The sequence below is a fragment of the Bradyrhizobium sp. 6(2017) genome (assembly GCF_011058295.2).
GTDB lineage: Bacteria > Pseudomonadota > Alphaproteobacteria > Rhizobiales > Xanthobacteraceae > Bradyrhizobium > Bradyrhizobium septentrionale.
Map to the genome: position 1 here is coordinate 4,448,901 of NZ_CP049289.2, position 16,377 is coordinate 4,465,277.

14 protein-coding genes are annotated in these 16,377 nt (G+C 59.2%); 13 read left to right on the forward strand and 1 reads right to left on the reverse strand.

Annotation, left to right across the window (positions count from 1 at the left end):
* Nucleotides 1-261 precede the first annotated feature (261 nt).
* The 13 genes from G6P99_RS20590 to G6P99_RS20650 all read left to right on the forward strand — a co-directional run bounded on the left by G6P99_RS20590 (nt 262) and on the right by G6P99_RS20650 (nt 15,147).
* Nucleotides 262-621, forward strand: a complete 360-nt coding sequence (locus tag G6P99_RS20590; protein WP_245344132.1) for a helix-turn-helix domain-containing protein — start codon at nt 262-264, stop codon at nt 619-621.
* Nucleotides 622-677: 56 nt separating this feature from the next.
* Nucleotides 678-1,784 (forward strand): HlyD family secretion protein, encoded by a 1,107-nt coding sequence (locus tag G6P99_RS20595; protein WP_165123298.1) that lies wholly within the window; start codon nt 678-680, stop codon nt 1,782-1,784.
* 257 nt (nt 1,785-2,041) lie between these two features.
* A complete protein-coding gene (locus tag G6P99_RS20600) occupies nt 2,042-2,725 on the forward strand; it encodes a hypothetical protein (protein WP_414645580.1) in 684 nt (227 codons plus the stop codon).
* A 226-nt stretch (nt 2,726-2,951) separates the two neighbouring features.
* Nucleotides 2,952-4,382: a DUF1254 domain-containing protein gene (locus G6P99_RS20605; protein ID WP_165128933.1), complete on the forward strand. Its 1,431-nt coding sequence runs from the start codon at nt 2,952-2,954 to the stop codon at nt 4,380-4,382.
* 86 nt (nt 4,383-4,468) lie between these two features.
* Nucleotides 4,469-5,860 (forward strand): helix-turn-helix domain-containing protein, encoded by a 1,392-nt coding sequence (locus G6P99_RS20610; protein WP_165123300.1) that lies wholly within the window; start codon nt 4,469-4,471, stop codon nt 5,858-5,860.
* Between the two features lie 357 nt (nt 5,861-6,217).
* Complete coding sequence (locus tag G6P99_RS20615) at nt 6,218-6,961, forward strand: outer membrane protein (RefSeq protein ID WP_165123302.1); 744 nt, start codon at nt 6,218-6,220, stop codon at nt 6,959-6,961.
* Between the two features lie 80 nt (nt 6,962-7,041).
* Entirely contained in the window at nt 7,042-7,758 is a 717-nt protein-coding gene (locus G6P99_RS20620; RefSeq protein ID WP_165123304.1) for an outer membrane protein, read from the forward strand.
* 27 nt (nt 7,759-7,785) lie between these two features.
* Nucleotides 7,786-8,262: a DUF992 domain-containing protein gene (locus G6P99_RS20625; protein WP_085402258.1), complete on the forward strand. Its 477-nt coding sequence runs from the start codon at nt 7,786-7,788 to the stop codon at nt 8,260-8,262.
* Between the two features lie 85 nt (nt 8,263-8,347).
* A complete protein-coding gene (locus tag G6P99_RS20630) occupies nt 8,348-8,674 on the forward strand; it encodes an HdeA/HdeB family chaperone (protein ID WP_245344133.1) in 327 nt (108 codons plus the stop codon).
* Between the two features lie 51 nt (nt 8,675-8,725).
* Nucleotides 8,726-8,875: a DUF992 domain-containing protein gene (locus G6P99_RS20635; protein ID WP_414645581.1), complete on the forward strand. Its 150-nt coding sequence runs from the start codon at nt 8,726-8,728 to the stop codon at nt 8,873-8,875.
* A 4-nt stretch (nt 8,876-8,879) separates the two neighbouring features.
* On the forward strand, nt 8,880-10,217 hold the full coding sequence (locus tag G6P99_RS20640; protein ID WP_165123306.1) for a TAXI family TRAP transporter solute-binding subunit: 1,338 nt from the start codon (nt 8,880-8,882) through the stop codon (nt 10,215-10,217).
* Between the two features lie 1,061 nt (nt 10,218-11,278).
* Complete coding sequence (locus G6P99_RS20645; protein WP_165123308.1) at nt 11,279-14,155, forward strand: ATP-binding protein; 2,877 nt, start codon at nt 11,279-11,281, stop codon at nt 14,153-14,155.
* A 2-nt stretch (nt 14,156-14,157) separates the two neighbouring features.
* Nucleotides 14,158-15,147 (forward strand): zinc-dependent alcohol dehydrogenase family protein, encoded by a 990-nt coding sequence (locus G6P99_RS20650; protein ID WP_165123310.1) that lies wholly within the window; start codon nt 14,158-14,160, stop codon nt 15,145-15,147.
* Between the two features lie 66 nt (nt 15,148-15,213).
* Here G6P99_RS20650 and G6P99_RS20655 read toward each other — a convergent pair whose 3' ends face one another.
* On the reverse strand, nt 15,214-16,314 hold the full coding sequence (locus tag G6P99_RS20655; RefSeq protein ID WP_085402265.1) for an L-dopachrome tautomerase-related protein: 1,101 nt from the start codon (nt 16,312-16,314) through the stop codon (nt 15,214-15,216).
* Between the last annotated feature and the right edge of the window lie 63 nt (nt 16,315-16,377).

Sequence of the window (16,377 nt, forward strand, 5' to 3'; positions counted from 1 at the left end):
CCCGCTGGGAGCAGGCGCGCTGTTCGTTTTCGGCTTGGCGGCTTATGGCAAGACCGCTCACGATTTCCCACTCATGCTCCAGCAAGAAGAAGGCTAGACGAGGCGTCACGGCGCTGCTCTTCACCAGATGTCTTCGGTCCTATGAAGCCAGTTCAAATACCTTCCCGATACTCGGTGCGGGCAGCGATTGCTGCCTCACTGTGTCACGGTGACGCAGCCCTTCTACACACAGCACTCCAGCTGGGGTTGAGCCCGCGCTCGTTGCAGCGTCATCTCGCCGGAATGGGCACCAGCTACAGTGACATGGTTGCGGAAGTGCGCCTCGATACAGCCTGCTACCTGCTTCTAGAATCCAACGAGCGTATATCGGACATCGCCTTGCGCCTCGGCTATGCGGGAACGAGCAGCTTCAGCCGTGTCTTCATGCGTTTGACAAGGATGCAACCTGTCATCTATCGGCGGCAGCGAACTGTTCAAGGAAATGACAAGTCCCGTCTCGTGAAGGAGCCGCATACGGGCAATCCGCAGAAGCCGTCGCGATTGGCGCGAAATGGCAAGACATCTTCCCAGCCAAGCGGGAGTAACGTCGTGCGCCCTAGACAAGGGAAAAAACCGTTCTAACGGCACTGACCGAAGAACGTTTGCCTCAGCCTGCCACCGCTGCGACAGGACAAACGATGTTCATCATTCTCGTCAGCTACCTTGTCTTGATTTGGCTGGCATTTTCAAAGTTCAAGCTGATACGCTTGACTTGGTCGTCCGGAGCCGTCGCGGCCCTTGCAGGCATTGCGATTCTCGCCGTCTTCATGGCGATGCTGAATTATCTCACCCCCAACGGGCGCGTCGTGGTCGTATCACGTGTCGTGGAGGTGACGCCGAACGTCAGTGGCGAGGTGATTGCGCTCCCCGTCAAACCAAACGTGCCGATAAAGGCCGACGAGGTCTTGTTCGAAATTGACCCGACGCCGTTTCGATACAAGGTCCGTCAGCTTGAAGCTGCACTAATCGCCGCTCAGCAGGCCGAGGTGCTGAAGGCGAATTACGATCAAGCCAATGCCGACGTGACGGGTCTTGAAAAGCAGGTCGCCTTTCATGAAAAGAGGCTGAACGATATCGCCTCCCTGACGAACAGCGGAGCCGCCACCTCGTTTCGTGAACAGGACACGCGCGAGCAACTCGATATTACGGTTGCCCAGTTGCAGTCCGCAAAGGCGCAACAGCGGAGCGCGAGGGCCTCGTTCGAATCGTCGATCGGCGGTGTCAACACCACCGTGGTGCAGACTCATGCGCAACTCGATGACGCAAAATGGGAGCTTGAGCAGACGACGGTCAAGGCGCCCTCGGACGGTTACGCCAGCGTCGTGGCGCTCGCGGTCGGTGCGCGCGCCCTGCAGGCGCGTGCGGCGATGTCCTTTATCGTAGAGTCCGACATTTCCATTGTCGGTGTGTTTTCGCAGAATGGCTTTGGCACCATCAAGCCCGGCGCGCGGGTGAGACTCGTTTTCGACAACGACCCTGGACGCATCTACGAGGCCAGCATCACGGAGATTCCGGAGGGCGTCGGTCAGGGGCAGATTGCGGTATCAGGGATGCTCGCTCGTGTCGGATCAGTCGGCGGTACGAGCGCGTATCCCGCGGTGATTTCGCTTCCAGCGGACGCCAACCGCTCCATCTTGCGCCTCGGTACGTCGGGCACGGCGACAGTGTTCGCCGAAAATGCGGGTCCCATCGGGCTCATCGCCCGTATCGTGCTCTGGGTCCAGTCCTATGCGGCTTATCTGTAAGAATTCGATAGCGATCCGGCAGCAAGAATTAGCGAAGGCCGCAGCCATTGGCGTGAAATGGCAAGATATCTTCCCCGGTTGCCGCGAAATGGCGGCGTGAAAACCACTTCCCGGTGCTCACCGGATGCCAGCGACGATGGTCTGAGTTGGGGCGGAGAGCATGACACGGGACACAGGGATCTGGCAGCCGAGGTGCCCCGTTTGAGGGCACGACTTCGGCCTGCCGCCGTGCGGACAGGATATAGAAAGGTGAACCAATGACAATACTGCGTGCCGCTCTTCTCGCCATTGCCGCTGCTGGCATGGCGTGTGTGCCGACGATCCTTTCCGCTCAATCGGCAGCCGAGCCGAAGCCGCACATGCCGTTGGAGAAATCCATCGGACAGTCGAAGCCCGAGGTCGTTCCGTCGTTGTTTGTTCTCAACTCCAAGGGCGCCAGCCTCAAGGACGGAAAGCTCGTTCTCGCCGGAGTTTCTCCGAATGCCATCGTATTTGCGGATCGCCCTGTGCGGTCTGCCGGGCATGATCTGACGACGCGGATCGTCGAGGATTGGGGCAGCGGCAGCGACAATTTCGCAAAGGATCCGCCGAACGCTACGGTGTCCGGATTCAAGAAGGACGGATCGGCTGTCTTCGACGCGGTGGTTGTGCTGAAGTCGCCGAAGCTCGAAGGCGACAAGCTGACTTTCGATGTCGATGTGCTCGAAGGTGATCTGGCAGGAGCCGATGGACCGGCATCGATCTTCATCGACATCATTGGCCGGCCGCTGACGCCGCTGTCGTTTGCTGGTGTCGCCCGCAGAACGGCTTGGCGCGGCGCTTACTATCGCGGCGCTGCTGTTGCCGGGGCCGCGGCTGTTGGAGCGGCTGCTGTGGCTGCCTATCCTTATTACTATGGGCCGCCGCGCTGTGGCTATTACCCCTATCCGCCTTGCTACTAGCGAGCCGCGCGGCAGTTCGAACGACCTTATGGCAGGAGCAGGCCGGGCGTCGCGATCATGAGTATGTGACAATCTTGCAGGCTGGTCGCTGTCGCGTCGCTGGCAAGCGCGGAGGCCGCGGTCAATGTGTCGGTCGGTGTATCAACCAATAAACTGCAATGGGTGCTCCGAGATCCGAATGCAGATCGATTCGATAACTCAATCGAACAATAATGGAGTACGGCAAATGTTGACGAAGCGAGACTTACTTCGCTCCACCGCGGCGATCGCCGCCGGCGCCGCGATTGCGAGGCCAAGCCGCATGATGGCACAGAGCTACCCTGGCATTATCGAGGCCAAGGACATCGCCGAAGCCGGATTCATCTACGGCCTGCCGATCGTGATGAACTACGGCATCATGTACGAATACGCCATTGACCGCAACTCGGGACAGTTCAAGGCGCCGTTCAATCAGATCAAGAACGAATCCCACGTCTTTACTTATAAAGATACCGCCGTCATTTCACCGAACAGCGACACGCCCTATTCGGTTGTGTGGATGGACCTGAGGGCGGAGCCGATGGTGCTTTCGGTCCCGGCGGTGGATCCAAAGCGCTACTACTCTGTCCAGCTTATCGACGGCAATACCTTCAATTACGGTTATATCGGCAGCCGCGCCACTGGAAGCGATGCTGGCGACTACATGGTCGTCGGACCGGAGTGGAAGGGGACAACTCCCGCCGGAATCAAGAAGGTGTTCCAGTCGGGCACGCTGTTCTCGCTCGCCCTGTACCGCACCCAGCTTCTTGATCCGGGCGACATCGACAACGTGACGAAGGTGCAAGCCGGTTACAAGGCGCAGCCGCTTTCCGCCTATCTGAAGCAGCCGGCGCCGCCCGCTTCGCCGGCCGTGAGTTTTCCGAAGATCGACAAGGAACTCGTGAAGACGAACTTCTTCGAGTATCTCGATTTCTGCTTGCAGTTCGCGCCGGCGCTCGAGAACGAGAAAGATATCCGGGCGAAGCTCGCGCGCATCGGTGTCGGGAGCGGAAAGACCTTCAGCTTCAGGGATCTCCCGCTTGAGCACAAAGCCGAGATTCTCATTGGAATGAAGCAAGGAGAACGAAAAATCGACGAGGCCATCGACAAGGCCGGCGTGTCGGTCGACGGATGGCGGCTCAGCTCCCTCTTTGGCGACGCCGCATTCTTCAATCGCGACTGGCTGAAACGCGCCGCAGGCGCCAAGGCGGGCATCTATGGAAACGATGCGGTGGAAGCGACCTATCCGCTCGGAAAATTCGATTCGGAAGACAGGCCGCTCGACGGCAGCCAGCATAACTACACGCTGACTTTCCCGGCCGGTCAATTGCCGCCGGTCAACGCCTTCTGGTCGGTGACAATGTACGATGGCAAGACCCAGTTGCTGATCGAAAATCCGATCGACCGCTACCTGATCAATTCGCCGATGCTGCCGACCTTGAAGAAGAACGCCGACGGGTCGCTGACGCTTTACATCCAGCACAAGTCGCCGGGTGCGGACAAGGAATCGAACTGGCTGCCGGCGCCGAACGGCCCGATTTATACGGCGATGCGGCTCTACTGGCCGAAAACTGAAGCGCCTTCGATTCTTCCGGTCGGCAAAGGGACGTGGCAGCCGCCTGGCATCAAGCGGACTTGACGGCACTTGGACCAATCATGCTGCGCGGAAAATGACTTGAGCGCGCGAACTCGTGCCGGCCTTTTTTGGCGGGCGCGAGTTCGAGCGTGACTCACAGGTTCCAAAGCAGCAATCGGAAAATGTTGAGCAATTGCACACAGAGCACTGATCCTCTCGCTGCAATACTCCGCCTGGCGGCAATACAATCGGCGCGCGCTCAGACCAACCTGAGCGCCTGCGTAGATAGCGAAGGACATGTCGACATTCAGGCGCTGACCTGCGCTCAACTTGCGGGCACCTGGCAGGAAGACGCGGATATGTTCCCAAGTGGTTGGTACGACGGTCTCGCCCGTATGCATCGTCTCAACGTCAGGAGAGCGAAAGAAGCGGAGCACGAGGTCATATCGTACTGCAAGGCCAAACCCAGCAAGCCGGTCGTCGAAGCGATTGCTGTCGTGTTCAAGGATATGCGCGCGATGCTTGGTATCAAGATGACACCGCGAGCCGATAGAAAGCCGAGTGGGAGGAGTTTTCCGTTGGCGGCTGTTAGCGACGTACCATTGCTCAGCCTTAGCTTTGACCAATATTCTGACATGGTTATTGGGGCGACGGTGGATTTCCTGCTGACTGGTCCCAGTCAAGCCCCTTGGTCGGTTGGTCATTGCAAATTGGGTTCGATCGTCTTGCAATTTGGCGTGGAGGGAGGCTCCAAGATTTTGCACGGCGTTTCGCGTCCGGATACTTTGAGCTTTATTTTCCAGGGCGAGCAAATTGCCGATCGTCTGATTTTTGACGGTCAAGTCCTTCAGCCTCGGGACTTTGTGGTGCTTCCGCCTGGGAGCGATTTTACGTTCGCGTCGTGCGGCATCCATCGTTGGATGTCGATTTCGATGCGTGTTGGGTTTTTTGAAACATTGTCTATTAAGACCGGCAGAAAACGTCTCGCATGGCTCGAGAAGGAAAAGCGCGTCATTTCGCCCCCGGAACAATTGTTCGAATGTTTGACTGCGGCAGCCGCGAGCACCGCCGTGCTTATGCGCGAGAAGCAAACGTCGACGCTCCATGGATTTGGTGTCGCCAGTTTAAATGCATTGATCACCGCAATTGCGGATTTGGATAGCGAAATGCGTCCCCCAACAGAAAAGTCCCGATTGCCCAGCGACACCGTGGCAAAAGCTTTGAAGTATGCCCGTGGTCTGAAATGGGGAGGGCTTCAGGTTGCTGACTTGGCCCTCGCTGCTGACGTAACAAGCCGGACACTGTTGAGGACGTTCCGGCAGCAGCTGGGCGTCGGGCCGGCAAGCTATCTTAAGCTACGTCAACTCAACATGGTCCGCCGTGCACTCCGCGGAAAATGTTTGCCGTCAAGTAAAGTCACAAACATCATGAGCGAACACGGCGTTACTGAATTCGGTCGTTTTGCCTCGGAATACAAGGCCCTTTTTGGCGAGCGCCCATCAGAGACGGTGGCGAGGTCGCGGGTACAAAGAGCGGGATGACGCGATGCGCTTGAGCCGGCGTCATCGGCCGCAGCGCGCAAATTCACTAAGTGCAATTCGCGCCTCCGAGCGCGCCTAAAAGAAGCGCGGACGCAGCCGCCTGCGAAATGGCATTCGGCACGTGATAGGCCGCCTTGTTCAGTGACCGGTTTCCGACGAAGCATTTGGCTTCAAGACTGGCCTTGAGGTCGGTTGATGCTGCCGAAACGGAAGCGTCGCACTGCAGTGTACCGAATTTGCAACGGGCCAACTTCTTTCTTCGGTTGTCCGATTTTACATAGCGACCGGTAGTTGACCCAAATATTTTCGGTACAGGCCCTCGAACTTGCGGCTGATGTGTTTCCAAAGGATTCAAAAATGAAAAAGATCGTACTCGCGGCTGCTGCGTTCGCTGCATTCGCAGCCCCTGCGTTCGCTGCCGACCTGCCGCAGCGAACTTACGCCCCGGTCAAGGCCCCCTTGATGGCTGCAGTCTACGACTGGACCGGCTTCTACATCGGCGGTAACGGCGGATATGGAACGAGCCGTAATTGCTGGGGCGTCGTACCGGCAGGTGGCGCGGTCATTCCCGACGGTTGCCACAGTCAGTCGGGAGGCGTCATCGGTGGACAGGTCGGTTACCGTTGGCAGGCTGGTCAGTTTGTGTTCGGTCTGGAAGGCCAGGGCGACTGGGCAAGCATGCGCAGTTCACACGTGAGTGTTGTTAATCCGCTTCTTACCGATTCTTCCAAGGTTACTAGCTTGGGCCTTTTCACCGGCCAGGTTGGCTACGCCTGGAACGCAGCGTTGCTGTACTTGAAAGGCGGCGCGGCGGTGACGAACAACAACCTTCTTCAAGCGACCACGTTTGGAGGCGTTGGCCTGAACTATGCGACCTCAACCCGTTGGGGCGGCGCCATCGGCGTTGGGTTCGAATACGGCTTCACGCCGAACTGGTCGGCAGCCATTGAATACGATCGCTTGATCATGGGGAATGCCAACAATTCCTTCTCGGTACCGGCAGGCGCTGCTGCTGTGGTCAATCAGATCAGCCAAGATGTGGATGTGATCACAGTGCGCGTGAACTACAAATTCGGTGGACCCGTCGTTGCGGCATACTGATCTTTGCTGGCTAACGCAAAGGCCGGCTTGGCAGCCGGCCCTCGTCGGCCTCTTGGCCCTTTTGGAGCGGAGTTTTCGTGATGAACGACATGAAGAAGTTTATTATTGGAGCAGCATTTGCTGCAGTCAGTTCTACCAGCGCCTTTGCGGCAGACCTTCCTGTGCAGGCCTATAAGAGCGCGCCCGTGGTGGCCCAGGTCTATAACTGGACCGGCCTCTATGTCGGCGTGAACGGAGGTTACGGCTGGGGCTCGCAAGATCCGCTGACGCTCGTCTCTAACAGGTTCGACCGTACAAGCTTCAATATCAGTGGCGGGATGCTCGGCGGCACCATGGGCGCCCAGATCCAGCAGGGGTATGTGGTGATCGGCCTCGAGGGTGATCTTGATTGGGCGAACATCAAGGGCAACGGCATCTCAAATCCGGCTATTGCTGGCATTGGGCAGGGTATTGCGCTCGATATCGCGTCCAAGGTCAGCGCCATTGGAACGGCAAGAGCACGCGTTGGCGTCGCTTTGAATAACTCGCTGCTCTACGTAACCGGCGGTGCGGCATTTGTGAAATCGAGCGCCAATGGCACCTCAATTGCGGGCTTGCCTTGCGGTACGCTTGGTGTGCTCCCGAATTGCGCGGCCTCCGCCTGGCGCCCTGGCATCGTTGCAGGCCTGGGCATCGAATATGGCTTCACACCTAACTGGTCCTTGAAGGGTGAATATCTTTTCACGCAGGTGGTCGGCACGGGCGCAAGCACGGACAAGCTCAACACCTTCCGCGGCGGCATCAATTATCGATTTTGAAATGGAAGATGCGGGGAGGGCGTTATTATGAGTCCTAAGGCATTGGCTCTTTGCGCAACGTTGGTTGCACTTGCCGGTCCTGCTTCGGCCCAGACGCCAACATGGACCCAGACGGGTATGCTTAGCTGTAAGCTTAACCCGAGCATTGGCTTCATTATCGTCGGACACCAGTCGATGGAGTGCCGCTTCGTGCCATCCATGCCCGGTCCCCCACAACTTTACGAGGGTGCCCTCAACACTGTGGGAATTGATATTGGGATAATCGGTGGCGGCGCTTTGGCGTGGGGCGTTCTGGCGCCCAGCGCCGGCGTTCCTGCCGGCGCTCTGGCTGGCACCTATGTTGGTGCAAGCGGTGATGTGGCGTTGGGCGTTGGTGTTGGGGCAAACGTTCTGGTCGGCGGATCCAACAGAAGCTTCGCACTGCAACCGGTGTCGGTCGAGGGCTCGGTCGCGCTGGATGTCACACTTGGTCTGTCAGCGCTTCAACTGCGATCGGTTCCTTGAGCAAAGCGCGCCTGCCGCGGAACACCCAAGTCGAACAAGAGATAGAGGATTTATAATGCGGTATTGTTACCTTCTTGCAGTTGCCATGACAACCGCTTGCTCCGGCGCTCTCGCCCAGACGCCGCTGTCGACCTACGTCGACAGCAACGGCTTCATCGATGTGCAGAAACTGACATGCGCCCAACTCGCGGGTACCTACCAGGAAGACGCGGACGCTCTGACGTCCTGGTACAGCGGTTGGTACAACGGTCTGGCCAAGAAGCACTACCTGGATCTCAGGAAGGGAAAGGTCGTGGAGCATGAGGTGATCCAGTACTGCAAGGCAAATCCTGACAAACTCATCATCGAAGCCATCGCTGTCGTATTCAAGGATGAGCGGGCGAAACTGGGAATTCGGATGAAGGCCGATTGAGAGAAGAGCGCCATTCGTTAGGTCTGGTGTTCGATGATAGGAGACCTGCTGATGTTGCCCATTGCGAAGCGTACAGTTGCCAACGTGCTGTTTGGTGGTTCAAACCGCACCATCGCACTGCAGCCACTCTCGGTGGAGGGGCAGGCGGGCATCAATGTTTCCCTCGGGGTATGCGGCCTGATCCTGGCGTTCGTATCGTGATGCCATGAGCACCCCCGCAATCAATCTGTGGCCACGATGGCTCAGGATATTGATTGTCGGAGCAGCCACGGCCACGGCGATTGGCAGCGGATGGTTCGCATATCGCTACTTCGCAAAGCCTGTTGTGCTCACCGTGGCTGCCGGGTCGGCCGATGGCGAGTCGCTGGCGCTGATCTCGGCGATATCAGCGCGCCTGTCGGCGTCGAACTCTCATGTCCTGTTGAAGGTCAGCGATGCCGGAAGTTCAGCGAAGGCCGCCGAATTGTTGGCGGCGGGCAAGGCCGATCTTGCAGTCGTTCGCGGCGACACCAGAGGCCTGGCGGACGCGCGGAGCGTTCTGCTCCTGACCCATGGGGTGGTCCTGATCGTGACGCCCGCGGCTGTCAGCGCCGACAGCCTCGGTGACCTACACGATACAACCATTGGCGTCGTCGGCGGCGCCATCAACGCTCCGACAGTTGAGGCCCTCAAGCAGGTGTATCAATTCGACCGCGCCAAGGTCACCTTTAAGAATGTTGCCATCAACGACGCTGCGGCGTCGCTCGCATCAGGAAAAGTTCACGCGTTGCTGGCCGTTGTTCCGCTAACGGAGAAATACCTCGCCAAAGTTAGGCAATTCTTTCACCAGGAACGCGCCAAAGGGGCGGGGCTAAAACTGATCGAAATCGAGTCGGCTGGCGCGGTCGCCAACGTCGCGCAGTATTACGAGAGCTATGACATCCCGAAGGGCACCTTGCGGGGCGCTCCGCCGGTTCCGTCCGATGACCTGACGTCGCTGCGCTTGTCGTATTTTTTCGTCGCCAACAAGTCAGTCAATGCCGACGCCATTACCGATCTGGCGCAGTCGCTGGTCGATGCAAAACGGGATCTGCTGTCACAGTTTCCGATATTGGCCCAGGCCGCGGCGCCGAGCACGGATGCGGACGCGTTGATCCCGATCCATCCGGGGGCTGCGACCTATTACAATGGCAACCAGCAGAGCTTCTTCGACAAATACGATGACAAGCTTTACTACGGGTCGCTGCTGCTCGGCTCTCTGATCTCCATCCTCGTGGCAGCCTGGCGTTTCGCCCGCTCAGGCCGCGGACCGGAAAGTATGCTGGAGCCGCTTTACGAGCTTGGCAACGAAATCAGGATGGCGAAGAGCGAGGCCGAACTGGACCAAATCGAACGGAGAATTGACAGCATCCTCAGGGCTGAACTCGCCAGAAATGCTGGCGGTGAGGGCGCCGACGGCGCCGAGATGGCCGCGCTAGGTCTTGCCTCTCAACGGCTCCAATATCTGATGAGCCATTGCCGGACCCGGCTCGGCCACACATTGGCTCGCCCGGCGAGCAACTAGCGCGTGCACGAACACTCACGCTGCTGGGCAAGCGCCGCATCCTTGATCTGGATCAGCGCGGGCGGCGACTATACTCCGGCCGCCTTGTCGGCTTGCTCGATGCACGAGCCGTGCCAGGCATACTTCCCCGTCCGTGCAATAGGGATCGCTTCGCCGTTCCGGCCATCAAGCGTGGGATCGATCCCGTCCATAGATGACCGTCCGTTCCGAAAAAGCGGCGGTATCTTCAGCGTTTGATGGACGATCGATAAAGGCATTCCGACAAAGAGAAATTCTGTAGTGATCTCAATCGCCCGAAAAGCAGGCAAAACGTCCGAATGAGTGCTGAAAGCACTCTGGAAATTCGAAGACTTCCAAGCTGAATACCGCAAGTCGTAGGGGTCTCAAGCCGCTGACTCGAAGAGTAATTTGAGATGGTTGCAGGTCCAGGATTCGAACCTGTCGCGGCCGTCTCGTCGGTGGACCTACGTGATATAGTACGACGTCCGATGACACTTCCTGAAACTAGCTCAAACTTGCCCGTGATGGATTGGAGCGAGAGTTCAAATGTTTCAATTGGTTAGAAGGCGACGTGTGGGCGACGTGTGCACCGGGAGATCAAAAAAATACTTTGGCAACCAACGTCAACTGTCGTTCTGCGGCTAACCGGATATCGGCGAGGCGGAGCGGCGCGCACAAGCAAACGCTGGCCGAACACGGGGCCGCCTAGGGAAATCTAAACTTCAACTATGAGAGTAGAGAATGCTGAGGACGCTCGACGCGTTGCGCTGAACGCCGGCAACTGGGCTCAACTCGCTACCCCTCTATCTTTTCCGCGATCAGCGCGATCTTCTGCCGCGTTGTTCTTGAGACGGAGCGATAACAGAGCTTTGGACGTTGGGAGACGATCCTTGGACCCTGAGAGACCCGGGCGCCTTTGGCTCTATGACCTGGAATAATACTTAGCACGCTAGGACCACTTCGTGCCGGATGACAAAGCGCAACATAGCCGAACCAGGTGCAACTTCTCGGCCGAGGTCTCGGTCATATGAGCATGGTACGACCCGCGCAGGTGAACGTTCATGGCGGATAATTCGGTTATGGGGGCAGAGGAATTCTTGTCCTTTGGGCCGTTTCGACTCTCGTCCGTTGGACGCATCCTGTACCGAGACGATAAGCCCGTGGCACTTGGCAGTCGCGCGCTCGATATCCTGATTGCACTGGTCGAGCGCGCTGGGGAGACCGTTTCTCGGCGAGACTTGATGAATCAGGTGTGGCCGGACTTGTTGGTGGAGGATGCGAACCTTCGCGTTCACGTCACGAATCTTCGCCGGGCGCTGCTTGATGGCCGCGATGGCGCTCGTTACGTGACGAACATTCCTGGCAGAGGCTATTGCTTCGTAGCACCTGTTAGGCGAACCACGGCGCCGCAACCGCATGCCGCCCGCGCTCTGCGCCATTCCTCGGCTCCGCCTTGCAATTTGCCACCGCGTTTGGAGCGCATGGTCGGGCGCGACGAGACTGTCTCTGAGCTCTCAGGGCTCCTTCTTCGGCACCGCTTCGTCAGCGTGGTGGGGGCGGGAGGCTTAGGTAAGACAACGGTCGCAACGGCCGTTTGCCACACGCTCCGCCAGAAATTCGACGGAGCGGTCTACTTCGTCGACCTCAGTGCGATTTCGGATGGCTCGCTCGTCGGGAACGCGGTGGAGTCAGTGCTTGGTCTGTCCACAGGCTCACAAGACTGTTTCGAAAGCCTTGTCTCCGTTCTCACCGGCAAGCGGACGATGCTCGTCTTGGACAATTGCGAACACGTGATCGACAGGGTCGCGCCGCTGGCCGAGAGAATTTTCGCCAGCGTGTCGGACGTGTTCATCCTTGCGGCCAGTCGCGAAACGCTTCGTGTAGAAGACGAGCATGTCTATCTGCTGCATCCCCTTGATGCACCTCCCGCCGGCGCCGACCTGACGGCGGATTGCGTAGTTGGTTGGCCTGCCGCCCAGCTTTTCATGGAGCGGGCGGCGGCTGGAGGATATCGCTTTCAGCTCAACGATAATGAAGCGCCGGCCGTGGCGAGCATTTGCCGACAGCTCGACGGGTTGGCGCTTGCGATCGAGTTGGTCGCCAGCCGGGTCGGTGCATACGGGATTCAGGGGACTGCCGACCTCCTGGAAAACCGATTCAAGCTGCTCTGGGAAGGTAGGCGTAGTGCTTTGCCGCGGCACCAGACCATGCGCGCCTTGTTGGACTGGAGCTACCATCTCCTGTCCGAAAAGGAGCAGCGCGTTCTTCGGAGATTATCCGTCTTTGCCGGGTTCTTTTCGCCCGATGCCGCACAGAGAGTTGTGGCCGACGAGGTGGTATCGGAACAAGATGCCGCCGAGGCGCTGGCAGGCCTGATCGACAAGTCCCTGATCGGGATCTCGACGGTCGGCGGAAAGATCTACTATCGTCTGCTGAATACGACGCGGTCCTACGCGATGCTCAAGATTGAGGAGACGGAGGAGCGCGATATCGTCGCCGGTCGGCACGCCCTATACTATTGCGACATGCTCCGATCGAGGTCGATCCGCGACTTCGACCGACAGGAACCAGGTTCGTACGGACTCCATATGGGCAACATTCGGGCGGCGCTTGAGTGGTGCTTTTCCTCTGGCGGAGACAGCAGGATCGGAGGCGAACTCACGGTCGGTGCTGCACCGCTATTTCTGTGCATGTCGCTGCTGAGCGAGTGTCGGCATTGGTGTGAACATGCGTTGGCCGCGCTGGAGACCTCCGATCGAGGAGGCGTGCCTGAACTCGTGCTCCGGCGATACCTGACAGTCTCGATCATGTTCACCAGGGGAGAACAGCAGGATATTCGTCATGCCCTCCAACGAGGGCTTGATCTTGCCGAAACGGTAGGGACGCCCGAGGATCAACTGTATTTCCACGCCGGGCTGCATCTCTTTCTGATCCGCGTTGCCGAGTTTTCCGGCGCCGCGGAGGCGGCCGAACGAAGCGCCGTCCTGGCGGCGGACCTTGACCGAGCGGACGCCATGGTGGCGGCGGAATGGATGCGCGGCGCTGCCTACCACCTGATCGGCGACCAGCGGAGAGCACAACACCACTGCGAGATCGGATTCAGACGGGCAGCCTCGCTCGGACAGCTTGAGGTCAATGTTTTCGGTTACGATTATCGTGTTCGCAGCCTCGCGGTCTTTGCCCGTGTCCTGTGGCTGCGTGGGTTTCCGGAACAGGCCGAACGGACAGCGCGCCAGGGAATCGAAGAGGCAGAGCGCTGCGGGCATCCCGTAAGCCTATGCGCTACCTTGTTCTATACGGTATCGGTTGCATTATGGGATGCGGACTACGAGCTTGCCAATGGGCGTGTGGAGCGCCTTGTCGCTCATGCGGCGAGACATTCGCTTGCTTCCTACCATGCTATCGGGCTTGGGTTCAGGGGGGAATTGGCGGTGTGCCGGGGAGGCGCAGCATCCGGGGTCGCCATGCTACGTGATGCTCTTGCCGCTCTCCATCAGGAACAGCACCATATGTTCATGACGGCGTTTCAACGTGCGTTAGCTGAGGGCTTGGCGCTCAGCGGCCAGGCGGAAGAAGCGGCAAATATGATCGATGGTGCTCTCGTCAGGGCGACGGAGCGGGGCGAGACCTATGAGCTTCCGGATCTCTTGCGCGCGCAAGGAGAGATACTCTTGGCTCTGCCGCGCCCTGATGCGACCCTTGCCGAGGAGTCGCTGTTGCGCTCGTTGGCGATGGCGCGCGAACAATGCGCTAGAGGCTGGGAGGTGAGGACAGCCGTTCCGTTGGCACGGCTTTGGCTCGCCCAGGGACGCAACCACGAAGCAGACGAACTGCTCGCCACCACGCTGCAACAGTTCAGCGAGGGATTGCGAGGCGCGAGCCTCGTGGAAGTGGCCAAGCTACGGCGAGAGGTTCAACGCCCAATCGGTCGCAAGTAAGCATGACAGGCACAACGCAAGCCGCGATCTTCGAGAAATATGGCCGCCCGTTCCGCGTGACGACGATACCGCGTCCCGCGCCAGGGCAAGGTGACGTGCTGGTGCGAATTCGAGCCAGTGGCATTAATCCGCTAGATCTCAAGATTCTCGACGGCGCAGCCGCCCATGCACGTCACCTCCCGCCCGCGGTTCTCGGGCTCGATATGGCCGGCATCGTTGAGGCACTCGGGCCAGACGTCACCAAGTTCAAGGTAGGCGACGAAGTCTACGGAATGGTTGGCGGCGTCGGCGGAATCCAGGGAACGCTCGCGGAGTCTGCGGCAGTCGATCCCGATCTCCTCGCGCTCAAACCGACCAATCTTTCGTTCCGCGAGGCGGCGGTGCTGCCTTTGGTCGTGATCACGGCTTGGGAGGGGTTGGTTGACCGGATGCAGGTCAAGCCTGGCGACAAGCTTCTTGTCCAAGGCGGCGCCGGCGGCGTCGGAACCGCGGCGATCCAGCTCGCCCGCCATTTCGGGGCTGACGTGTTCGCTACGGGTTCGACATCGAGCCGTGAGGTCATCGAGCACGCTCGCGCGACATTTATCGAATCCAGCGAAGCAGTCGTCGACTACCTTGGCCGACTGACGGGTGGGCGCGGCTTCGACATGGTCTATGACACGGTAGGCGGAACGGGACTGGACGCGTCATTCGAGGCGGTAAAGAAATTCGGTCACGTCGCGAGCGCTCTGGGCTGGGGCAATCACCTGCTCGCGCCGCTTTCGTTCAAGGCGGCGAGCTATTCGGGCGTGTTCACGTTGATGCCGTTGCTCACGGGGGAGGGGCGCCGCCATCATGGCCGGATCTTGCGTGAGGTGGCACGAATGGTCGAGGCCGGGAAACTGAAGCCGCACATCAGCGGGGAGCGCTTCACGCTCGAAACCGCATTCGATGCCTACCAGGCGATCGCGGAGCGCCGGTCGCGCGGCAAGTTCGCTGTCGATATCGGTTGACAGAAATCCATTCGGGACGGCGGCATTCGGCCGTCCCGATCGTTCCGTGTGTTCGCTGCTCGTCTGCTACTTGAGGAGCACCGGTCCCGCGTCGATTTTTACGCGAAACAGGGAGTAGGGCTTCTCGCGCAGGTCCCTGCCTTCGTGGAATTGGGGTTGCCGATGCAATTGATTGGCCGTGAAATAGAGATACCCGTCGCCGGCGACAGAAAGTGTGTCTGGCCATAGAATGCGCGGATCATGGGCGATGGTTTTCCATTCGCCGTCGGTCTGACGCTGTCGGATGCTGTTACGTTCGTAGTCTCCGGCATAGATGCGGCCCTTGTCGTCCGCTTCGAGGCCGTCTGACGCGCCTTTCTCGCCGAGGTCGATGACGGCCTTCGCCACGTCGGCCTCGGAGACCGATCGGTCGAGCAACAGGGCGGTCGGGACTGAGAACAGATGCCGGCTCGACAGCGAGCAATAGTAGAGCGTCGCGCCATCCGCGGAGAGGGCAATGCCATCGGATGCCACGGCGAAGGGGACAGGCGGCTTTCCCGTTTCGCGAATTGCAAGGGTCTCGCCCTCGACCACGGGAACGAACGCGGGGTCGGCCGACGTTGAAGCGTGGCCGTTCAGCTTACGCCAGCTTTCACCGCTGTCGAGGTCGACGACGATGATTGCGCCCGGGCCCGAAACCGAGGAGTCGGTGATGTACGCCAGGCCAGCTTTGCCCTTCCGCAGATCGAAGCGCACATCGTTGATGTAGGTGGTGTTCAGCACGGAGGTCGGCGCCAGCACAATGGTCTTGACCACTTTGTCCGTCGCGAGATCGACGGCGACGAGCTTCGCGCCGTCAGGCACGGGCGTGCTGAAGGAGGGCGCCGCGGTGTCGAGGATCCAGAGCCGGTTCACCGGGTCGACGACGACGCTCTGCACGCTGCCAAGCGTCTCGCTCGGACGCTTTGGATCGAACTTATTTATCGTCGCGTCGGGATATGGAACGATCTTTCGGTCGCGGATTTCCGCGACTGTAAAGGGGACCTCACCGCCCCATCGTGGGAAGTTGATGAAGATCCGACCGTTGTCGGCGACGGTCACTCCGGTGGGCATGTCGTCACGAAATTCGAAAACCGGCTCGATGTCGCCGATCGGACGATCTGTTGGCACGCGAGTTGACGTATTCATGATCTCTCCATGGGTTTGGGCGCATACGGCGACAGGCAACGCAAGAAGGAGAGCGAAGCATGC